19 protein-coding genes are annotated in these 21967 nt (G+C 72.5%); 17 read left to right on the top strand and 2 right to left on the bottom strand.

All coding sequences use genetic code 11. The annotated features are described in order from the left end of the window. Positions 1–16: 16 nt before the first annotated feature. The 13 genes from ACIQUR_RS19540 (at position 17) to ACIQUR_RS19480 (ending at position 14867) form a co-directional block, all read left to right on the top strand. On the top strand, positions 17–754 hold the full coding sequence (locus ACIQUR_RS19540; RefSeq protein ID WP_403665673.1) for a type 1 glutamine amidotransferase domain-containing protein: 738 nt from the start codon (positions 17–19) through the stop codon (positions 752–754). A 47-nt stretch (positions 755–801) separates the two neighbouring features. Continuing rightward, positions 802–2286 (top strand): aldehyde dehydrogenase family protein, encoded by a 1485-nt coding sequence (locus tag ACIQUR_RS19535; RefSeq protein ID WP_403665671.1) that lies wholly within the window; start codon positions 802–804, stop codon positions 2284–2286. 6 nt (positions 2287–2292) lie between these two features. Continuing rightward, positions 2293–2919: an NADPH-dependent F420 reductase gene (locus tag ACIQUR_RS19530; RefSeq protein WP_403665669.1), complete on the top strand. Its 627-nt coding sequence runs from the start codon at positions 2293–2295 to the stop codon at positions 2917–2919. Positions 2920–3010: 91 nt separating this feature from the next. Continuing rightward, the gene (locus tag ACIQUR_RS19525) at positions 3011–3529 is read left to right on the top strand and encodes a (2Fe-2S)-binding protein (protein ID WP_403665667.1); all 519 of its coding nucleotides are present in this window, start codon (positions 3011–3013) and stop codon (positions 3527–3529) included. Next, positions 3526–5928 (top strand): xanthine dehydrogenase family protein molybdopterin-binding subunit, encoded by a 2403-nt coding sequence (locus ACIQUR_RS19520; protein WP_403665665.1) that lies wholly within the window; start codon positions 3526–3528, stop codon positions 5926–5928. The genes ACIQUR_RS19525 and ACIQUR_RS19520 overlap by 4 nt, the downstream gene beginning before the upstream one ends. Beyond that, positions 5925–6767 carry an FAD binding domain-containing protein gene (locus tag ACIQUR_RS19515; RefSeq protein WP_403665663.1) on the top strand — a complete coding sequence of 281 codons (843 nt, stop codon included), beginning with the start codon at positions 5925–5927 and terminating at the stop codon, positions 6765–6767. Before ACIQUR_RS19520 ends, ACIQUR_RS19515 begins: the two co-directional genes overlap by 4 nt. A 146-nt stretch (positions 6768–6913) precedes the next feature. Then, a complete protein-coding gene (locus ACIQUR_RS19510) occupies positions 6914–8164 on the top strand; it encodes an MFS transporter (protein ID WP_403665661.1) in 1251 nt (416 codons plus the stop codon). Further along, positions 8161–9675, top strand: coding sequence for an ATP-binding protein (locus ACIQUR_RS19505; RefSeq protein WP_403665659.1), 1515 nt, complete (start codon positions 8161–8163; stop codon positions 9673–9675). The genes ACIQUR_RS19510 and ACIQUR_RS19505 overlap by 4 nt, the downstream gene beginning before the upstream one ends. A gap of 1 nt (position 9676) precedes the next feature. Continuing rightward, positions 9677–10018: a nuclear transport factor 2 family protein gene (locus tag ACIQUR_RS19500; protein ID WP_403665657.1), complete on the top strand. Its 342-nt coding sequence runs from the start codon at positions 9677–9679 to the stop codon at positions 10016–10018. An 87-nt stretch (positions 10019–10105) separates the two neighbouring features. Then, positions 10106–10750, top strand: a complete 645-nt coding sequence (locus tag ACIQUR_RS19495) for a TMEM175 family protein (RefSeq protein ID WP_403665656.1) — start codon at positions 10106–10108, stop codon at positions 10748–10750. 72 nt (positions 10751–10822) lie between these two features. Then, positions 10823–12112, top strand: coding sequence for an IS701 family transposase (locus ACIQUR_RS19490; protein ID WP_403665654.1), 1290 nt, complete (start codon positions 10823–10825; stop codon positions 12110–12112). Between the two features lie 8 nt (positions 12113–12120). Continuing rightward, positions 12121–13284, top strand: coding sequence for an XdhC family protein (locus ACIQUR_RS19485; protein WP_403665652.1), 1164 nt, complete (start codon positions 12121–12123; stop codon positions 13282–13284). 134 nt (positions 13285–13418) lie between these two features. Next, entirely contained in the window at positions 13419–14867 is a 1449-nt protein-coding gene (locus ACIQUR_RS19480) for a GuaB1 family IMP dehydrogenase-related protein (protein ID WP_403666263.1), read from the top strand. Between the two features lie 128 nt (positions 14868–14995). Here ACIQUR_RS19480 and ACIQUR_RS19475 read toward each other — a convergent pair whose 3' ends face one another. After that, entirely contained in the window at positions 14996–15988 is a 993-nt protein-coding gene (locus tag ACIQUR_RS19475) for a GDSL-type esterase/lipase family protein (protein WP_403665650.1), read from the bottom strand. Between the two features lie 433 nt (positions 15989–16421). On the opposite strand from ACIQUR_RS19475, the gene ACIQUR_RS19470 reads away from it, so the two are divergent. Further along, entirely contained in the window at positions 16422–17876 is a 1455-nt protein-coding gene (locus ACIQUR_RS19470) for an amino acid permease (RefSeq protein ID WP_403665648.1), read from the top strand. 10 nt (positions 17877–17886) lie between these two features. Then, on the top strand, positions 17887–18342 hold the full coding sequence (locus ACIQUR_RS19465; protein WP_030199146.1) for an Lrp/AsnC family transcriptional regulator: 456 nt from the start codon (positions 17887–17889) through the stop codon (positions 18340–18342). A 101-nt stretch (positions 18343–18443) separates the two neighbouring features. Here ACIQUR_RS19465 and ACIQUR_RS19460 read toward each other — a convergent pair whose 3' ends face one another. Next, positions 18444–19025, bottom strand: coding sequence for a Repetin (locus ACIQUR_RS19460; RefSeq protein ID WP_403665645.1), 582 nt, complete (start codon positions 19023–19025; stop codon positions 18444–18446). 288 nt (positions 19026–19313) lie between these two features. On the opposite strand from ACIQUR_RS19460, the gene ACIQUR_RS19455 reads away from it, so the two are divergent. Together ACIQUR_RS19455 and ACIQUR_RS19450 are read left to right on the top strand one after the other, a co-directional pair. Further along, the gene (locus ACIQUR_RS19455) at positions 19314–20111 is read left to right on the top strand and encodes a carbon-nitrogen hydrolase family protein (protein WP_403665643.1); all 798 of its coding nucleotides are present in this window, start codon (positions 19314–19316) and stop codon (positions 20109–20111) included. Positions 20112–20206: 95 nt separating this feature from the next. Next, on the top strand, positions 20207–21904 hold the full coding sequence (locus ACIQUR_RS19450; RefSeq protein WP_403665641.1) for a flavin monoamine oxidase family protein: 1698 nt from the start codon (positions 20207–20209) through the stop codon (positions 21902–21904). Positions 21905–21967: the final 63 nt, after the last annotated feature.

Genomic DNA, 21967 nt, shown 5'->3' with positions numbered 1-21967 from the left:
AAGAGGAGAAAGAGTCATGAAGATTCTCGTCGTCATGACGGCCAAGGCCACGCTCCACCTCCTGGACGGGGAACTCCACCCCTCCGGATTCTGGGCCGAGGAATTCGTCGTTCCGTACCAGCTCTTCCGCGCCGCCGGCCACAGCGTCGACGTGGCGACGATCGGGGGCCGGGCCCCCACGGTCGACCAGACCAGCATCGACCCGAACTTCCTGAAATGGGTGCGGCCCGAGGGCTCCGCGGACGACGACGCGGCCAACGCGGCCGAGTACGTCCGGGTCATCGAGAGCACCCCGCAGCTCAAGGCGCCGCTCGCCCTGGAGGACCTCGGCGAGAAGGACGTCGCCGGCTACGACGGGATCTACGTGAGCGGCGGCCACGGAGCCATCGGCGACCTGCCCAAGTCCGACGAGCTGGCGCAGATCCTGCGCTGGGCCATCGCCCAGGACAAGCCGCTGGCCACGGTCTGCCACGGCCACACCTCGCTGCTCGCCCTGCGCGACGGCGAGGGGCGCTGGCCCTTCGAGGGCTACCGGATGACGGCCTTCTCGCACAGCGAGGAACTGGTCACCAACATGGCCGGCCGGCTGCCCTTCATCCTCGAGGCGGAGCTCACCCGGCTCGGCGCCCGCTACGAGAAGGCCGACCTCATCTGGGACTCCCACGTGGTCGTGGACCGCAACCTGACCACCGGTCAGAACCCGTACTCCTCCAAGGCCCTGGCCGAGACGTTCTTACGGCAGCTCGGCAACTGAGGCCCGTGGGGGCCTCCCGAACCCCCCACCCACACCGGAAGGCAGCCATGACGAAGCTCGCGCTCAGCGACCAGCCCCTGGCGAACCCGGGGAAGCTGTTCATCGGCGGCGAATGGCGTGCGGCCCAGGACGGCCGCACGGAGCCCGACCTCAGCCCCGTCGACGGACAGGAGATCGTGCCGGTGGCCCAGGCCACCGCCGCGGACGCCGACGCCGCCGTGGCCGCCGCCCGGGCGGCCTACGAGGAAGGCCCCTGGAGCAGACTCTCCGCCCAGGAGCGCGCGCTGCGGCTCAACCGGGTCGGTGAGCTCATCGAGCGCGACCTGGAGGAGATCGCCCTGCTGGAGACCGTGGACATGGGCAAGCCGTTCGCGTTCTCCAGCACGGTCGACGCCCCCATGGCCGCCCAGCTGATGCACTACTACGCCGGCGCGGTCACCCGCGTCGACGGCTCCTCCCGCAACCCCGCGGGCGGACAGCTCGCCTACACCCTGCGGGAACCCCTGGGCGTGGTCTGCGCGATCACCCCCTTCAACTTCCCGCTCCTGCTGTCGATGACGAAGATCGCCCCGGCGCTCGCGGCCGGCAACACGGTGGTGCACAAGCCCTCCCCGGCCACCCCGCTGACCGCGCTGAAGATCGCCGAGCTGTTCCAGGAGGCCGAGATCCCCGACGGGGTGCTCAACGTGGTCACCGGGCCCGGTGTCGAACTGGGCGAGACCCTCACCGGCCACCCCGGCATCGACAAGATCGCCTTCACCGGCTCCACGGCGGTGGGCCAGAGCATCATCCGCCGCTCCGCCGGCACCCTGAAGAAGGTCACGATGGAACTCGGCGGCAAGTCCGCCAACATCGTCTTCGCCGACGCGGACCTCGACCTCGCCGAGGAACTGGCCTTCTTCGGCATCTACTACAACAAGGGCGAGATCTGCACGGCCGGCTCCCGGCTGCTGCTCCAGCGCCCGATCCACGACGAACTGGTCGAGCGCCTGGTCGCCCGGGCCGCCGCGCTCCGTCCCGGCGACCCCCGCGACCCGGCCACCCTCTTCGGGCCGCTGGCCCACCGGGGCCAGTTCGAGAAGGTCAGCTCGTACATCGAGACCGGCCAGAAGGAGGGCGCCACCCTCCGCACCGGGGGCACCGGCTGGACCCCCGAGGGCGCGTCCTCCGAGGGCCTGTACTTCCTCCCCACGGTCTTCACCGGGGTCGACAACTCCATGCGGATCGCCCAGGAGGAGATCTTCGGCCCGGTCCTGTCCGTCATCCCCTTCGACACGGAGGAGGACGCGGTACGGATCGCCAACGACAGCGCGTACGGGCTGGCCGCCGGCGTCCACACCCAGGACCTGCGCCGCGCCCACCGGGTCGCCTCGCAGATCAAGGCCGGCACCGTCTGGGTCAACTGCTACAACCAGTACGACCCGGCGGTGCCCTACGGCGGCTACAAGGCCTCCGGCTTCGGCCGCGAGTGCGGCCCCGAATCCCTCGAAAGCTACACCCAGACCAAGTCGGTCTGGATCGGCATGAGCTGAGGAGACATGGACACTGGCGTCATCGGCACCGGGCGGATCGGATCCACCCTGGCCCGCATCCTCGTCGCGGCAGGCCACCGCGTCGCCCTGGCCAACGCGAGCGGCCCGCGGTCGCTGGGCCCGCTTCTCGCGGAACTGGGCCCCGCCGCCACCGCCGGCACCCCGGCCGAGGTGGCCGAGGCGGCCGAACTCCTGGTGCTGATGGTGCCGTTCGACAGCGCGCGGGGGCTGCTGCCCGCCGCCGCGGTCCGCGGCAAGGTCCTGGTGGACGCGATGAACGCGTTCACCGGACCCGGCCGGCCGCGCGACCTCGGTGGCCGGGGCTCCAGCGAGCTCACCGCCGACTGGTACCCCGGCGCGCGGCTGGTGAAGTCGCTCAACACCATGCACTTCGTCACGCTCGGCTCGGCCGGCACCACCGGAAAGCCCGAGGAGGAACGCCTCGCGCACCACGTCGCGGGCGACGACCCGGAGGCCAAGGAAATCGTGGCGGGAACCGTCAGGGGACTGGGATTCGCGGTCCTCGACACCGGCTCGCTGCACACGGGCGGAATCCTCCAGCAGCCCGGCGGTCCGCTCTTCAACCGGACGCTCACGGCGGAGCAGGCGCTCGCCGCAATCGGCGCGCGGTGACAGCGCACGCGGCCGGCGGAACACGCGCGCGCGAAAGCGCCCGCGCCCACGACGGCACGCGGTCAACGGAGCACAGCGAAGGGGCGTGGTCATGAATGTCGAACTGAACGTCAACGGCGTGCCGGAACGCTTCCCGGCCGAACCGAACGAGCTGCTCGTCGAGCGGCTGCGCGACGGACTCGGCCTCACCGGCACCAAGGTCGGCTGCGACACCGGCCAGTGCGGCACCTGCGTCGTCCGCCTCGACGGCAGGTCCGTCAAGAGCTGCCTCCTGCTGACCGTGCAGGCCGACGGCAGCGAGGTCACCACCATCGAGGGCGTCGCCGCCGGCGACGAGCTCACCGGCCTCCAGGAGGCCCTGCGCCAGGAGCACGGCACCCAGTGCGGCTTCTGCACACCCGGCATGGTCATGTCCCTCGGCGAGCTGCTCGACGTCAGCCAGGACGGACCCGCGCCCACCGAGCCCGAGATCCGCGAGTGGCTCACGGGCAACCTGTGCCGCTGCACCGGCTACCACAGCGTGGTGCGCGGCGTGCAGCGCGCCTGCGCCGCGGCGGCCGCGGAGCCCGCGGCCGCCGCCCCCAGACCGGCCGCCACGACGGAGGGATGACCGCGATGACCACCGTGGTGGGGGACCACAACCGACCGCTCGGCGCGCCGCTCGACAGCCGCGAGGACCCGCAGCTGCTGCGCGGCCGGGCCACGTACGTCGCCGACATCGAACTGCCCCGCATGGCCCACATGGCCATCCTCGGCAGCGACCGCGCCCACGCGCGCATCCTGGGCATCGACACCAAGGCCGCCGAACAGCTGCCCGGCGTCCTGAAGGTGGCCACGGCCGCCGACTTCCAGGACGTCATGCCGCTGCCCTGCATCTGGATACCCGGCGGGGTGGAGAGCCACTTCCCGCCCCACCCGTACGGACTGCCCGGCGCCCGCCCGGTGCTCACCGGCGACACCGTCCGCCACGTCGGCGACCCCATCGCCGTCGTGGTCGCCGAGACCCCGAAGCAGGCGCACGCCGCGCTGCGCGCCATCACCGTCGAGTACGAGCCGCTGCCCGTGGTCACCCGCGCCGACCACGCCCTCGAAGAGGGCGCCCCGCAGCTCCACGAGGCCGTCCCCGGCAACCTCAACGCCTACTGGACCTGTGGCGACCGGGAGCGCACCGACCGCGCCATCGCCGAGGCCGAGGTCGTCGTGGAGCTCGACCTCGTCAACCAGCGCACCATCAACAGCCCCATCGAGCCCCGCGGCGCGGTCGGCGAGTACGACGCGGCCACCGGCGAGTACACCCTGCACGCCTCCACCCAGGGCCCGCACAACCACCGCTTCCTGCTGTCCGCGCTGGTCCTCGGCATCCCGTTCAACAAGCTCCGGGTCGTCGCCCCCACCGTCGGCGGCAGCTTCGGCACCAAGGGCTACCTCTACCCGGACATGGCCCTCGTGCTGAAGCTCGCCAAGGCCCTGGGCCGCCCGGTCAAATGGGTCGACACCCGCACCGGCCTGATGAACTCCACCGTCCAGGGCCGCGACCACCGCCAGCACGTCACCCTGGCCGGCACCCGCGACGGCCGGATCACCGCCGTGCGCTGCACCAGCCACGCCAACCTCGGCGCGTACCCGTCCACCATCGGGCCCGGGGTGGCCACCGCCCTGATGGGCCGCTCCATCACCGGCATGTACGACGTCGACGCCGCCTTCTGCGAGGTGTACGCGGCCTTCACCAACACCGTGCCGCTCGGCGCCCAGCGCGGCAGCGGCCGCGCCGAGGCCGCCTTCCTCATGGAGCGCCTGGTGGACCGGTACGCCGCCGAGATCGGCCAGGACCCCGCGGCCGTGCGCCGCAAGAACCTGGTCCCGGCCGAGAAGTTCCCGTACGACAACGGCCTCGGCTGGACCTACGACTCCGGCAGCTACCAGGAGAACTTCGACAAGGCCCTGGCCCTGGCCGGCTACGCCGACATGCCCGCCCGCAAGGCCGAGGCCCGCACCCGCGGCCGGCGGCTCGGCGTCGGCCTGGCCACCTACGTCGCCATCTGCGGGGTCGGCCCCTCCACCCGGATGTCCCAGGAGGGCATGCTGGGCGGTACCTGGGAGAGCGCCAACATCCGCGTCCACCCCACCGGCGAGGTCACCGTGACCGTCGGCTCCGCCTCCACCGGCCAGAGCCACGGCACCGTCTTTGCCCAGGTCGCCGCCGACGTGCTCGGCATCGACCCGGAGCTGGTCCAGGTGTACGAGGGCGACACGCTCAAGGCCCCCTACGGCCAGGGCACGTACGGCAGCCGCTCCTTCAGCATGGCCGGCCCCTCGGTCGCCCTCACCGCCGGCAAGGTGAAGGAGAAGATGCGCCGGGCCGGAGCCGCGCTGCTGCAACTCCCCGAGGACCAGGTCGTGTACGAGGGCGGCCGCGTCTTCGAGCGCGCCAACCCGGAGAACGGCAAGGCCTTCGCCGACCTCGCCATGGCCTGCTGGTACGGCTGGAACCTCCCGCCGGAGATCGAGCCCGCCATCGACGAGACCACCCACTTCGACCCGCCGGGCTTCAACTACCCCTTCGGCACCCACGTCGCGGTCGTCGAGGTCGACGAACTCACCGGCGAGACCGAGGTGGTGGCGTACACCGCCGTCGACGACGCCGGCAACATCGGCAACCCCAAGATCGTCGAGGGCCAGATCGAGGGCAGCATCCTGCACGGCCTCGGCCAGGCCCTGATGGAGGCCGCCGTCTACGACGACGAGGGCGTCCTGATCAGCAGCGACCTGCGCAGCTACGCCCTGCCGCGCGCCGCCGACGCGCCGTTCTTCGCCCTGGACAAGACCGTCACCCCCACCCCGCACAACGTCCTGGGGGCCAAGGGCGCCGGCGAGATCGCCACCGTGCCGCCCGCCGCCGCGGTCGTGAACGCCGTCGTCGACGCCCTGTCCGACCTCGGGGTCACCCACATCGACATGCCCCTCACGCCGGAGAAGGTCTGGCGCCGCCTGCGAGGAGAGGCCCAGTGATCCTCACCGAGTTCGACTACGCGCGCCCCGCGACCCTGACCGAGGCGCTGGCGCTGCTCGGTTCGGCCGAGGGCGCACGGGTCCTGGCCGGCGGCCAGAGCCTGCTCGCCGACCTGCGCACCGGGGACGCCGTCTTCCCCGGCCGCGGCTCCCGGCTCCTGGTGGACGTCCGCCGGCTCGACGAACTGCGGGGCATCCGCCGGACCGACGGCGGGGGCCTGCGGATCGGCGCGGCCACCACCCTGGCCGAACTCGCCGCCGACCGGCGGGTACGGCAGGCCGCTCCGGCCCTGGCGGCCGCGGCCCGCGCCAACGGCGACCCGCAGGTGCGCAACCTCGGCACCGTCGGCGGCAACCTGGCCGCCGCGGGCCGGCCCACCGACCTGCCGGTCGCCGCCCTGGCGGCCGACGCCCGGGTGCTGCTGGCCGGGCCCGGCGGGCGGCGGTCCGTACCGGCCGAGGAGTTCGCGCTGGCGGGCCCGCCCGCCGGGTCCGTGGTCACCGCGATCACCGTGCCGCCCGCGCCCGCCACGGCCTTCGAGAAGACCGCCGACCGCGCCACCCGCTACCCGGTCTGCGCGGTCGCGGTACGGGTGGGGCCCGACGGCCTCCGTGTCGCGGTCACCGGCGCCACCGCCCGGCCGGTCCGGCTGCGCGGCGTCGAGGACCGGCTGCGGGGCGGCGGCCTGGACACCGCGACCGTGCTGGCCGCCTTCCGCGAGGAGCCGCCGGACCGCTTCGTACCGGGCCGCGGCGTGTCGGCGGAGTACCTGGGCCACCTGGCGGGGGTCCTGACCGCCCGGGCCCTCGCCCGTGCGGCGGCCGCCCCGCGGGGTTAGCACCCGCCGTCGTACCGGTCCCGGGGACGCCCCCGGGACCGCTTTCCCGGGGGCGCCGCCCCCAGCCGCCCCCGGCCGCCGCCGGGGGAACCCCGCCCCTCGAACGCCGCCAGGGGCCGGGAGCAACCACAGTCGGGGGAGTAGCCGTGCTGAGCGAGACGTCCAAACGGCAGACCGGCGGTGCCCACCGGGCCCGCCGGGAGGCACGGGCGGGCAACGGGTTCCGGGTGGTCGGGGCGGTCCTGGTGCTGCTCATGCTGTCCTCGTCCGTGCCCTCCGCGCTCTACGTGCTGTACCAGCAGAAGTGGGGCCTGTCCTCCGGTGCGGTCACCGTGGTCTTCGCCGTCTACGCGGTGACCGTGCTGGCCGGGCTGCTCGGCTTCGGCTCGCTCTCCGACACCCTCGGCAGACGGCCGGTGCTCGGCGCGGGACTGGTGCTCGCCATCGTCTCCATGCTGCTGTTCGCCGGGGCCCAGGGCCTCGGCTGGCTGCTGGCCGCCCGCGCCGTGCAGGGCCTGGCGGTCGGGCTGGCCACCGGCGCGATGGGCGCCGCCCTGCTGGAACTGGCCCCGCCCGCCCGGCCCGCCCTCGGGGCGCAGGTCAACAGCGCCGGCCCCACGGTGGGCATCGGGCTCGGCGGGCTCGGAGCGGGCCTGCTCGTCCAGTACGCCCCGGCCCCCACCGCCCTCAGCTACCTGCTGCTCGTCGGCGCGTTCGCCCTGGCCCTGGCCGGGGTGGTCCGGATGCCGGAGAGCGCGCCGGGTGCCGGCGGCGGGATGCGGATCGTGCCGCACCGGATCCGGGTGCCCGCGGGCGTACGGGGCCGGTTCGCCGTACTCGTCCTCACCATCGTCGCGGTCTGGTCGGTCGGCGGCTTCTACCTCTCCCTCGGCCCGCACCTCGCGCTCTCCCTGCTGGAGAGCACCGACTACCTGGTCGGCGGGGCGACCGTGGCGCTGCTCGCCGGGGCCGCCACCGCCGCGCAGCTGCTGCTCGGACGGGTGGCCCCGCTGCGCACCGCCCTGCTCGGGCTGGCGCTGATGGTCGCCGGCCTCGGCCTGGTGCTGCTCGCCCTCTCGCTGCGGTCGCCCGCCGTGTTCCTGGGCGCCACCGCCGTGCTGGGCAGCGGCTGGGGTGCCGCCTTCCTGGGCTCGTTCCGCGCGCTGAGCGCCCTGGCCGAGCCGGCCCACCGGGGTGAACTCACCGCTGCCGTCTACGTCTTCGCGTACCTCGCCATGAGCGTCCCGGCGGTGCTGGCCGGGCTGCTGACCAACATCCACGGACTGCACCGCACCTCGGTCGGCTTCATGGCCGCCGTGGCCGGGGTCTGCCTGGTCGCCCTCGTGGCGACGCTGCGGCTGGCCGCCCGGGTGCGGCGCGAGGAGGCGGCCGGATGAGCGACCTGCGCGCGACCCTGCGCTCCCTCGAACTCTTCGAGCGGCTCACCGAGGAACAGCTCGACTGGCTGGTGTCCGTCTCCCGGCCGCGCACCCTCGCCGACGGCGAGGTGCTGTTCCACGACGGGGACCCGGACGCCGAGTTCCACGTCCTGCTCTCCGGCGGGCTGGTCGTCACCAAGGTGGTCGACGGCCGCGAGGAGGTCCTCACCCGGCACTCCACGGAGGAGGAGGGCGCCGACGGGCACGACGGGAAGCCGTCCGCCGCCCACCGCTTCACCGGCGAGCTGCCGCTGCTCACCGAGGGCGGCTACGTCGCCACCGCGGCCGCCTCGGGACCGGCGACCAGCGTGGTCACGTACCCCCGGCAGGTCTTCTTCGAGATGCTGGGCCGCTGCCACGGCGTGGCGGCCGTGCTGCTGCCCGTCCTCGCCTGGCGGATCAAGTCCTCCGAGGTCCAGGCCCGCAAGCGGGCCACCGTGGAGGCCCTCGGCACGCTCGCCGCCGGCCTGGCCCACGAGCTGAACAACCCCGCCGCCGCGGTGGCCCGGGCCGCCCAGGAACTCGGGCCCGCCGTCGAGCGGCTCGTCCGCACCGCGCACAGCTGGGGCGCGGTCGCGGACGGCGCCCAGCGCGCCGTGCTCGACCGGCTCGCCGCCGCCCTCGACACGCTTCCGCCGCCGGCCACCAGCGACCCGCTCGCCCAGGCCGACGCCGAGGAGGAGCTGGCGGACTGGGCCGAGGAGACCGGCGCGGAGAGCGCCGGTCTCCTCGCGGCGGGCCTCGCCGACCTCGGCCTGGAGCTGGGCTGGCTGCTGGAGCGGCTGGAGGGCGTCACCGAGCCGGCCCTCCCCGCCGCCCTGGACCACCTGGCCGCCCTCCTGGAGACCCGGGCGCTCACCGCCGAGCTGCGCGCGGCCGGCCCCCGGATCTCCCAGCTGGTCGCCGCCACCCGGGACTACGCCAACCTCGACCGGGCGCCGGAGCAGCGGTTCGCCGTCACCGACGGCCTGGAGAACACCCTCGTCGTGCTGCGGGCCAAGCTCACGGGTATCACCGTCGTCCGTGCGTACGAAGAGAACCTGCCCGAACTGACGGGCTATCCCAGTGAGCTCAACCAGGTGTGGACCAACCTCGTCGACAACGCCGCCGAGGCCATGGAGGGCTCCGGGACGCTCACGCTCCGCGTCCGCGCCGAGGGCGGCTGCATGGTCGTGGAGGTCGCCGACACCGGCCGCGGCATCCCGGAGGAGTCCCTGCCGCGGGTCTTCGAGCCCTTCTACACGACCAAGGACGTGGGCAAGGGCACCGGTCTGGGGCTCCACCTCTCGTACCGGATCGTCACCCAGCGCCACCGCGGCTCGCTCACCGCCCGGTCCGTGCCGGGCGACACCCGGATGACCGTGCGCCTGCCCCTCGCACCGGGGCGGTCCGCGGGTCCGTCCATCCAGTCCAGCCAGTCCAGCCCGTCCAGTGAGTCCCGTCAGTCCAGTCCGTCCAGAGGGAGTTGACATGCCCAAGTACGAGATCGAGAAGCTGCACCCGGTGTTCGTTCGCCAGATGGAGGCCCTGGCCGCCCTCGACATCGACGCCGTCATGAAGAACTACACGGACGACGCCGTGCTGCTGCGCTTCGAGGGCGTCTCCACCGGCATCGACGCCGTACGCGAGACGTTCACCGGCTATCTCACCCTGAAGCCGGCGCTGGTCGAACTCCAGGAGTACATCGAGACCGACGACACCATCTTCTACCGCGCGATCATGAACCTCAACGGCGAGCCCGAGCACGCGTTCGGGACGCTCGTCGTCCGCGATGGCCGGATCTGGCGGCAGACCGCCGGCTTCGGAAGCTGAACCGGTTCCGTGGGTAGGCGTGTGCGGGGAGGGACCGGGAAACCCTCCCCTCCCCGCACACCACGACAAACGAATCCAGGGACGGTCATGGAGCAGGAGACCAACCGCGTCGAGGCGTTCAGCGACGGCGTGTTCGCCATCGTCATCACGATCCTGGTGCTGGAGATCAAGGTGCCCGAGGAAGGCGGGCACGAACTCTGGCACGCCCTGTGGGAGCAGTGGCCGCACTACGCCGCGTACGTCGTGAGCTTCCTCATCATCGGCGTCATGTGGGTCAACCACCACACGATCTTCAGTCACCTCAAGCGGGTCGACCGGCCGCTGCTGTACCTCAACCTGCTGGTCCTGATGGTCGTCTCGGTGATCCCGTGGACGACCTCGGTACTGGCCGAGAACCTGAACGACCCCGAATCGGACAATGCCGCGGCCATCCTCTACAGCGCGTGGACGGTCGTATACGCCCTGGCCTTCCTCGGCTTCTGGTGGTACGTGACCCGCGTGGGGCACCTGTTCCACGAAACGGTGGACAAGGAGGGGGCGCGCGCCACCCGGATGCGGTTCGGACTGGGCGCCGTGGCGTACCCCTTGACCGTCATCCTGTCCTTCTTCTCCGCTCCCGCCACACTGGTCGCACACGGGCTCATCGCCGTCTACTACGCGGCGAACCAGATCCCCGTTCCGCTCGTGGTGGGGGAAGAGCGGCTCGAAAGCGCCAGCGACCTCAGGAAGTAACCTCGGTGGCCTACGGGCGTTCGAAACGGTCAAGTAGGGTATTGGATCTAGAAGTTGGCGGGGGAGGCGCAGATGGCTCGCGGAGTCCTGCCGGAGGAATCCACGAAGGAGCTCTCCGAATTAATCGACGTACTGATTCCATTGTTCTTCGAATCATTACCCAGGCGGGACCAGCGGAACTGGGCCCGCGTCTATCTCAACGGCCTGGTTTCCACCGAGGGTAAGAAGACCATCCGCAATATCGCGGGCGCGGGGGCCAGTTCCGTGGAACAGAGCCTCCAGCAGTTCATCAGCAAATCCCCGTGGGACTGGACCCCGGTACGCCGGTCCCTCGCCCAGCACCTCGAACGCACCGCGCAGCGGCCCCTGGCCTGGGTGGTCCGCCCCATGGTGATCGAGAAGGCGGGCGACCGGTCCGTCGGCGTCGGCCGGCAGTTCGTACCGCAGCTCGGACGCACGGCCAACTGCCAGCAGGCGGGCGGCATCTGGCTCGCCTCCAGCGAGGCCAGCTTCCCGGTCGAATGGACCCTCACCCTCCCGGGTCCCTGGACCAGCGAGCTCCTGCGCAGACGGCGCGCCGGCATCCCGGACACCGCCCGCTCCCTGACCCCCTCCCAGGACGCCGTGCACGCCGTCCAGCGGATGGCCGCCACCTGGCAGCTCCAGCGCCGCCCGGTGGTCATGGAGGTCGGCAACTCCGAACTCCCCGGCACCATCGACGCCCTGGGCGTCCAGGACATCCCCTTCGTCCTCAAGGTCGACGGCTCCCTGCCGGTGGCCTTCGGCGGCGCGGGCCGCCACAAACCGGGCTTCCACCTGGCCCCCGCCCGCGAGCTGATCGACTCCCTGCGCTCCCAGCGCCGGGTGGTCGAATGGACCAGGCACGGCCGCACCGAGGGCGCGGTGACCCTGCTGACCTCGGCGACGATCCTGGGCACCCACTGCGAGGAGCGCAGCGGCCCGCCCCACCCGCCGCTGCTGCTGATCGGCGCGTGGACCGAGGCGACGCTGCTGCCCAGCGAGTTCTGGATCACCAACATCGGGGACCGGCCGCTGGCCCAGCTCTTCCTGCTGGCCAAGCTCACCGACCGGGTCCAGCTCGACTTCGCCGAGGTCTGCGAACCCGTCGGCATCCGCGACTTCGAGGGCCGCTCCTTCCGTGGCTGGCACCACCACGCCACCCTCGCCAGTGTCGCCCACGCCGCGACGCTGCTGTCGGCCCGCCGCCGGAGCGAGAGCTCCTTACGGGCCGGCACCGGCACCCTCGACCCGGGGGCGTACGGGTCCCGGCGGACCGGACCGGTCCTGCCGCCCCGCCCCCTGATCCCCGGCCAGAGCGCGCGCCGCGCCTCCATCCGCTGACGGCCGCCGTGCTGGACATCGCATCGGAACTGCACGCGTGGTGTGTGGCCCCGCGGGAGTTCGCGCTGGCCACCGTGGTCGCGGTCAGCGGCAGCGCGCCCCGCGGGCCCGGGTCCTCCCTGGCCGTCGACGACCGGGGCACCGCCCTCGGGAGCGTCTCGGGGGGCTGCGTCGAGGGAGCCGTGCACGAGCTGTGCCTGGAGGCCATCCGCACCGGCACTCCCGGTGTGCACCGCTTCGGGTACAGCGACGACGACGCCTTCGCCGTGGGGCTGACCTGCGGGGGAGTGCTGGACGTGCTGGTCGCCCCGGTGCGGACCGGGGACCCCGTGCGGCCGGTGCTCGGGTCGGTGCTGGCGACCGCCGCGCGGGGGGACCGGGCCGCGCTGGCCCGGGTGGTGGCCGGCCCGCCGGAGCGGCTGGGGCGGGCACTGGCCGTGCGGGACGACGGCTCGTACGAGGGCGGGCTCGGCGGAGGTGCGGCACTCGACCGCGCCGCCGCCGGGCGGGCCCGTGCGCTGCTGCTGGCCGGCCGGACCGGCACCGCCGAGCTGGGGCAGGCCGGGGGCCTGTGCGGGGAGCCGCTCACGCTGCTGGTCGAGTCCGCCGCCGCTCCGCCCCGGATGCTGGTGTTCGGGGCCGTCGACTTCGCGGGCGCGCTGGCCCGGGCCGGGTCCTTCCTCGGGTACCGGGTGACCGTCTGCGACGCCCGGCCCGTCTTCGCGACGCCCGAGCGGTTCCCGGGCGCCGACGAGGTGGTCGTGGACTGGCCGCACCGGTACCTGGCCGCCGAGGCGGAGGCCGGCCGGCTGGACGCCCGTACCGCCGTCTGCGTGCTCACGCACGACGCCAAGTTCGACGTACCGCTGCTCGCCCTGGCCCTGCGCCTGCCGGTCGGCTACGTCGGTGCCCTGGGCTCCCGGCTCACGCACGACCACCGGCTGGCCCGGCTGCGCGAGGAGGGCCTCCCCGAGGAGGCCCTCACCCGGCTGCGCTCGCCCATCGGACTGGACCTGGGCGGCCACACCGCGGAGGAGACCGCCCTGTCCGTCGCCGCCGAGATCGTCGCCCTCCGGCACGGCGCCCCGGGCACCCCCCTGACCGGCGCCACGGGCCCCGTCCACCGCCGCCCCACCCTCCCCACGAGCCCCGCCAGGACCAAGGTCCCGTAGGAAACGACCAGCCGGCCCGGTATGTCCTGGACGATCGTCCCGGGAGTCGCAATGGTCCGGACATGGGAGAATGAAGTACGTGCGTTTTGCCTCGGCTGCCGCCCTGTCGAGGTACCTCCGAACGACTGGGATGTCTGCACGTGCGTTTCCTCAATGACCTCAAGCCGCCGTACGACCTGACGTACGACGACGTATTCATGGTGCCGAGCCGCTCCGCGGTCGGCTCCCGCCAGGGCGTCGACCTCTCCTCGCCCGACGGCACCGGTACGACCATCCCGCTGGTGGTCGCCAACATGACCGCGATCGCGGGCCGCCGCATGGCCGAGACCGTCGCGCGCCGAGGTGGCCTCGTGGTCATCCCGCAGGACATCCCGATCGAGGTCGTCACCGACGTCATCTCCTGGGTCAAGACCCGGCACCTGGTGCTGGACACCCCGATCGTGCTGGCCCCCACCCAGACGGTGGCCGATGCCCTCTCGCTGCTGCCGAAGCGCGCCCACGGCGCCGGCGTGGTCGTGGACGAGGAGCAGCGCCCGGTCGGCGTCGTCACCGAGCACGACCTGACCGGTGTCGACCGCTTCACCCAGCTCTCCGAGGTCATGTCGAGGGAGCTGCTGCTCATCGACGCCGACATCGACCCGCGCGAGGCCTTCAACAAGCTCGACGCCGGCCACCGCAAGCTGGCCCCCGCGGTCGACGCGGACGGCCGCCTGGTCGGCATCCTGACCCGCAAGGGCGCGCTGCGCGCGACCCTGTACAGCCCGGCGGTCGACGCCGACGGCAAGCTGCGCATCGCCGCCGCCGTCGGCATCAACGGCGACGTGGCGGGCAAGGCCAAGCAGCTGCTCGACGCGGGCGCGGACGTGCTCGTGATCGACACCGCGCACGGCCACCAGGAGAAGATGATCGAGGCGATCAAGCTGGTCCGCGCGCTGGACCCGCAGGTCCCGATCGTGGCCGGCAACATCGTCGCCGCCGAGGGCGTCAAGGACCTCATCGACGCCGGCGCGGACATCATCAAGGTCGGCGTGGGCCCCGGCGCCATGTGCACCACCCGCATGATGACCGGCGTCGGCCGGCCGCAGTTCTCCGCGGTGCTGGAGTGCGCCGCCGAGGCGAAGAAGTACGGCAAGCACGTGTGGGCCGACGGCGGCGTCCGCCACCCGCGCGACGTGGCGATGGCCCTGGCCGCCGGTGCGTCGAACGTGATGATCGGCTCCTGGTTCGCGGGCACGTACGAGTCCCCCGGCGACCTCCAGCAGGCCGCCGACGGCCGCCTGTACAAGGAGTCGTTCGGCATGGCCTCCGCGCGCGCCGTCCGGAACCGCACCTCGGACGAGTCCTCGTACGACCGCGCCCGCAAGGCGCTGTTCGAGGAGGGCATCTCCACCTCGCGGATGTTCCTCGACCCGTCCCGTCCGGGCGTCGAGGACCTGATCGACTCGATCATCGCGGGCGTCCGCTCCTCCTGCACCTACGCCGGTGCCGGCTCGCTGGCCGAGTTCGAGGAGAAGGCCGTCGTGGGCATCCAGTCCGCGGCCGGCTACGCCGAGGGCAAGCCGCTGCACGCCTCCTGGAGCTGACCGCTCGCTCCGTGACGACGGACCCGCAGCCGGGGCCGGAACCGCACCCCGCGGCTCCGGCCCCGACGCGTTCCGCCACCGGCCCCGCCGCCCCGGGCCGGTGACCGGATCCAGGCGTTCGACACCGGCTACGCGACGAAGCCCTCCTCGCGCAGGGCGCGGGCCACGGCGGTGCCCAGGCGGGCGTGGCCCTCGTCGTTCGGGTGGAGGCCGTCGGCCAGGTGCTCCGGGGCCAGCAGCGGCAGCCCCGGCAGCACCGCCAGCCGTCGGTCGCCGGCCAGGATGCGCTCCCGGGCGGCCCGTTCCATCGCGGCCCGCAGCTCGGCCAGCGTGGCGCCCAGCTTGTTCGGCACCCGCTCGGCGTCCGGCCGCAGCACCGGGGAGACCAGCAGCAGGGGGGTCTCCGGGTGGCCCTGCCGGATCAGGTCGAGGAAGGCCCGCGTGGTCTCGTACAGCAGCGGGGCCGAGAACGGCACGCGGGACCAGCAGTTGGTGCCAAAGGCGAGGGTCAGCAGGTCCGCGGGGAGGCCGGCCAGCTGCTCCGCGGTGGGGAGTTCGCCGCGCGCCGCCCCCGCGTACCCGAGGTTCACCGTGTCGAGGCCGAGGGCGCGCCCGGCCACCGCCGGCCAGCCGTGGGCGGGACGGGTGGACCACCAGCCCTCCGTGATGGAGTCGCCGTGCACCACCCAGCGCGGGGCGCGCGGGGCGGGCCGCAGCTCCCCGCCGATGCCCCGCAGTGCGAGGATCAGCGGGGACTGGGTCTCCGGGGGATGGATGGTGAACGGGCCCAGCCCGGTGGGGAGTTCTATCCGCACCACCGCCTCCGCGGCCGGCTCGGTGAACACCTCCAGGAGGGGGCCCTCCCGGTTCCACAGCGCGAAGCCGTGCGCCAGGTCCCGGAGCGAGTCGGTGGGCCCCGGCACGGTCGCCCGGTACCGGATCTCCACCGCCTCCGCGGACGGCGCGGCGAACTCCAGCCGAACGCCGATGGGCAGGGTGGCCCGCTCGCCGGTGTCCCAGGGCAGCCGGGCGGCGTCGGCCGGGTCGGCCCGCACCGCCCGGCCGCCGTCCAGCCAGGCCACGCCGCGCAGGAAGGGGACAGGGTCCAGCCATGCGCTCACCGGTCGCCTCCGATCGTCGGGTTCGGGAAGGTCGCGCCCACGCCGCCGTCCACCCCCAACGTCTGCCCCGTCGGGGACCCCGCCATGGGCGGGGGCGGCGAATTCCGGCGCCGCGGCGACGCCGGGGCGGGCGCACCTTCCGCCATATCTGACGAAGTGTCAAGCATGATCGCTGAGCGTTACCGCGCAGTGATCTTTCACTCGCGTGCAACAAACACCCATCCTGGACAGATGTGCGCAATGATCGTGCGCCAATATGCAAGGATGGTGCATTACGGGCGGTTACCGGCTGCTCGTAGGCTCACTCGCTGTACGTGGAGTGGCGCGACCGCCTGCTCGGCGGTCCCCATGCTCCTGCCTGCCCAGGCACTGCTCTGCTCCGGACCGCCGCGGTCGATGCCTTTCCCGATCCGCGACGACAAGGAGTCCCCCCGTGCTGGACCACGGCCAGGCACCCCCCGCCACCGGGCACCCGCAGCCCGCCGGCAACCCGCTCTTCCGGCGCAAGCCGGTCGAGCGGCTGGTCGCCGAAGGCGGCCAGGGCGAGGGCGGCGCCCTCAAGCGCTCCCTCACCATGTGGCAGCTGACGATGATCAGCATCGGCGCCACCCTGGGCACCGGCATCTTCGTCGTCCTCGGAACCGCCGCCCCCAAGGCCGGCCCGGCCGTGACGATCTCGTTCGTCATCGCCGGCCTGACCGCGCTGTTCTCCGCCCTCTCCTACGCGGAGCTGGCCGGTTCCGTCCCGGTCTCGGGCTCCTCGTACTCGTACGCCTACGCGACCATGGGCGAGTTCATCGCCTGGATCTGCGGCTGGTGCCTGGTCCTGGAGTACGGCGTGTCCGTGGCGGCGGTCGCCGTCGGCTGGGGCGGCTACCTCAACGAGCTCCTCGACGGCACGATCGGCGTCACCATCCCCGAAGCCGTCTCGGCGCCGCTGGGCGAGGGCGGGTTCATCAACCTGCCGGCGCTGGTCGTCGTCCTGCTGTCGATGGTCTTCCTGATGCGCGGCGCCAAGGAGAGCGCCCGGATCAACTCGATCATGGTCGCGGTGAAGATCGTCACCCTGCTGCTCTTCATCGGCATCGGCTTCATGGGCATCAAGGCCGGCAACTACGCCCCGCTCGCCCCCCTCGGCATCACCGGCATCAGCGCCGGTGCCGCCACCCTCTTCTTCTCCTACATCGGCTTCGACGCCGCCTCCACCGCCGGTGAGGAGGCCAAGAACCCCAAGCGGGACCTGCCGCGCGCGATCATGCTCTCGCTGCTGATCGTCACCGTGCTGTACGTCCTGGTCGCCTTCGTCGCCGTCGGCGCCATGCCGTGGCAGGACTTCGAGGGCACCGAGGCCGCGCTCGCCCAGATCATGACCGACGTGACCGGCCACAGCTTCTGGGGCGTCGTCCTCGCCGCGGGCGCCGTCGTCGCCATCGCGTCCGTGGTCTTCGCCGTGCTGTACGGCCAGACCCGCATCCTCTTCGCCATGTCGCGCGACGGCCTGGTCCCCAAGGCCTTCGCCAAGGTCGACGCCAAGTCCGGCGCTCCCCGCGCCAACGTCGTGATCGTCTCGCTCTTCTGCGGCGTGCTCGCGGCCTTCATCCCGCTCGGCAAGCTGGCCGACGCCACCAGCATCGGCACGCTCTTCGCCTTCGGCCTGGTCAACGTCGCCGTCGTGGTGCTGCGCAAGACCCGCCCGGACATGCCCCGCACCTTCAAGGTGGCCCTCTTCCCGGTCACCCCGATCCTCGGCGTCGCGGCCTGCATCTACATGATGTTCAGCCTGGACACCGCCACCTGGATCGTCTTCGGTGGCTGGATGGCCGTCGGTGCCGTGATCTACTTCCTCTACGGCATCCGCCGCTCGGAACTGGCTACCGCAGAGAAGTGATCCACCCGCAGTGCGACTGAACGATCTCGACGAACGCATCGTCCACGCCCTCGCCGAGGACGCCCGCCGTTCCTACGCGGACATCGGCTCCGAGGTGGGCCTGTCGGCGCCGGCCGTGAAGCGGCGCGTCGACAGGCTGCGGGCGGAGGGGGCCATCACCGGCTTCACCGTCCGCGTCGACCCCGCCGCCATGGGCTGGGAGACCGAGGGCTTCATCGAGATCTACTGCCGCCACAACACCTCGCCGGACGACATCCGGCGCGGTCTGGAGCGGTACCCGGAGGTGGTGTCCGCGTCGACCGTGACCGGCGACGCGGACGCCCTGGTGCAGATCTTCGCCTCCGACATGCGGCACTTCGAGCGGGTCCTGGAGCGGATCGCGGGCGAGCCCTTCGTGGAGCGCACCAAGTCCGTGCTGGTCCTCTCCCCGCTGCTGCGGCGCTTCTCGTCGGGCTCGCCCGCGTAGCGCCCGTACGCCCCCACGGCGCCCGTACCGCGTACGGCCCGGAGGCCGCGCACACCCGGACCCCCGTCCCGGTCGTGCGCGGCCTCCGGTGTCCTCCGGCCCTACGCCCCGGCCTGCGGGTACTCCGGGATCCAGGGCAGCACCTTCCAGTCCCCCGAGCCGGCCTTGACCTTCTCGAAGGGCGCGGCGCTCGTGCAGGGCAGCGGCTCGCCCTCGCCCGGTACCCCGGTCGCGGCCCAGCTGTAGCCCAGCCGGTCGTGGCCGCCCAGGTCGTGCACCGTGACGCCGACCCGCTTGCCCACGGCGCCGGCGGCGACCCCGTCCGCCTTGGTGACGACGCCGGTCACCACCGCGACCTTCCCGCCCGTGATCAGGCAGTCGACCTTCACCTCGGCCGCGGCGCCCCAGGTGTCGGTGTAGTGGCTGAACCGGAAGGTGCCGGTGGCCGCCCGGGGGTCCATGTTGTGTTCCTTGGCCAGGTGCGCGTCGAACGTGAAGGTGATGTCGTCCCCCGCCGGCCGGTACAGCTTGGCCGTGCCGGTCAGCGCCGCCGCCTCCCGGGCCCCGCCCCGGCCCGGGGCGTCGTCACCCGACGCAACGGCCGAACCCGCGGCGCCGGCGGTGATCAGCAGGGCCGCGCCCAGGGCGGCGATCTTCGTGCGGCGGTGCGCGATGCGGTTCATCTTCGGTCCCTTTCAGCTGGTGAGAGGGGGTGTCCCCCCGACACGCACCACTCTGTCGGGCCCGGCGTCCGGCGGCATCGGACGCCGGTCGGGTCCCTCCTCCGCCGCGCGGCGGGGCCCGCTACGCCTGAGGTACGACAGGAACCGCGCAACGAATCGCCGTGGACCACCCCGAACACGCAACGAATCGATCAGCGCCGCGCAACGCTGGCGCCTTGTCCGGGCCGAACGGCGACCCGTACGGTCTAGAAGTCCCCAGGAACATACTTTCGCCCCAGAGGTACGCCCATGCCCCCGCTGCGCACCGCACTCCTCCAGAGCTCCGGACGGATCGGCGACGTCGCCGAGAACCTGAAGGCGCTCGACGAGGCCGCCGGACGTGCCGCGGCCGCGGGCGCGGGCCTGCTGGTGACCCCCGAGATGTTCCTGACCGGCTACGCCATCGGCGAGGACGTCCCCCGGCTGGCCGAGGCCGCCGACGGCATGTCCGCCCGCGCCATCGGCGAGATCGCCCGCCGCCACGGCCTGGCCGTGCTCTACGGCTACCCCGAGCGCGACGGCGAGACGGTCTACAACTCCGCGCAGCTGATCGGCCCCGACGGCGGTTCGCTGGCGAACTACCGCAAGACCCACCTCTTCGGCTGCTTCGAGCAGGAGAGCTTCACCCCCGGTGACACCACGGTCGTCCAGGCCGAGTACGCGGGCCTCACCATCGGCCTGCTGATCTGCTACGACGTCGAGTTCCCGGAGAACGTCCGCGCCCACGCCCTCGCCGGAACCGACCTGCTGCTGGTGCCCACCGCACAGATGCACCCGTTCCAGTTCGTGGCCGAGCAGGTCGTCCCGGTGCGCGCCTTCGAGAACCAGATGTACGTCGCGTACGTCAACCGCACCGGTCCCGAGGGCGAGTTCGAGTTCGTCGGCCTCAGCTGCCTGGCGAGCCCGGACGGCGCCACCCGCACCCGCGCCGGACGCGGCGAGGAGATGGTGTTCGGCGAGGCCGACCCGGAGCTGCTGCGGGCCTCGCGGGAGAACAACCCCTACCTCCGCGACCGCCGGCCGGGCCTGTACCGGTCGCTGATCTGACCCCGGCCGACCGGCCCGCACCCCGTCCCCACCCCGGGGCGTCCCCGCTCACGCCCCCGCCTGCCACACCACCCCCGCGCAAGGAGCCGTACCCCATGACGTCCACGGTGCCCACGACCGCCGTTCCGCACAGCGACGGCCAGCCGCCGATCACGATGTTCGGTCCGGACTTCCCGTACGCGTACGACGACTTCCTCGCGCACCCGGCCGGCCTGGGCCAGATACCGGCGACCGAGCACGGCACCGAGGTCGCGGTGATCGGCGGCGGCCTGTCCGGCATCATCTCCGCCTACGAGCTGATGAAGATGGGCCTCAAGCCCGTCGTCTACGAGGCGGACCAGATCGGCGGCCGCCTGCGCACCGTCGGCTTCGAGGGCCAGGGCACCGAGGGCCTGACGGCGGAGATGGGCGCCATGCGCTTCCCGCCCTCCTCCACCGCCCTCCAGCACTACATCGACCTGGTGGGCCTGCAGACCGAGCCCTTCCCGAACCCGCTGGCCGAGGCCACGCCCTCCACGGTCGTCGACCTCAAGGGCGAGACGCACTACGCCGAGACCATCGCCGACCTCCCGCAGATCTACCGCGACGTCGCCGACGCGTGGAACGCCTGCCTCGAAGAGGGCGCCGACTTCTCGGACATGAACACCGCGATGCGCGAGCGGGACGTCCCGCGCATCCGCGAGATCTGGGCCAAGCTGGTCGAGAAGCTCGACGACGAGACCTTCTACGGCTTCCTCTGCAAGTCCGAGGCCTTCAAGTCCTTCCGCAAGCGCGAGATCTTCGGCCAGGTCGGCTTCGGCACCGGCGGCTGGGACACCGACTTCCCGAACTCCATCCTGGAGATCCTCCGCGTCGTCTACACCGAGGCGGACGACCACCACCGCGGCATCGTCGGCGGCTCGCAGCAGCTGCCGCTGCGCCTCTGGGAGCGCGAGCCGGAGAAGATCGTGCACTGGGCCCAGGGCACCTCGCTGTCCTCCCTGCACGACGGCACCCCGCGCCCCGCGGTGACCCGCCTGCACCGCACCGCCGGCAACCGCATCACCGTCACCGACGCCAACGGCGACATCCGCACCTACCGGGCCGCGATCTTCACCGCCCAGTCCTGGATGCTGCTGTCGAAGATCGAGTGCGACGACACGCTCTTCCCGATCGACCACTGGACGGCGATCGAGCGCACCCACTACATGGAGTCCTCCAAGCTCTTCATCCCCGTGGACCGGCCGTTCTGGCTGGACAAGGACGAGGAGACCGGCCGCGACGTCATGTCGATGACGCTGACCGACCGGATGACCCGCGGCACGTACCTGCTGGACAACGGCCCGGACCAGCCGGCCGTGATCTGCCTGTCGTACACCTGGTGCGACGACAGCCTGAAGTGGCTGCCGCTGTCCGCGAACGAGCGGATGGAGGTCATGCTGAAGTCGCTCGGCGAGATCTACCCCAAGGTCGACATCCGCCGGCACATCATCGGCAACCCGGTCACCGTGTCCTGGGAGGACGAGCCCTACTTCATGGGCGCGTTCAAGGCCAACCTGCCCGGCCACTACCGCTACCAGCGCCGCCTGTACACCCACTTCATGCAGGACCGTCTCCCCGAGGACAAGCGCGGCATCTTCCTCGCGGGCGACGACATCTCCTGGACGGCGGGCTGGGCCGAGGGCGCCGTGCAGACCGCGCTGAACGCGGTGTGGGGCGTCATGCACCACCTGGGCGGCGAGACGGACACCACCAACCCGGGCCCGGGCGACGTCTACGACGAGATCGCCCCGGTCGAACTCCCCGAGGACTGACACCAGTCCGCCTCCGTGTGACCCCACGGACCACGTGACAACGGGCCGTCCCCGCGCAAACAT

Origin of the sequence: Streptomyces sp. NPDC101132 (assembly GCF_044759225.1) — a bacterium.
Taxonomy (GTDB): domain Bacteria; phylum Actinomycetota; class Actinomycetes; order Streptomycetales; family Streptomycetaceae; genus Streptomyces.
This window is presented reverse-complemented; position numbering and strand designations above follow the sequence as displayed.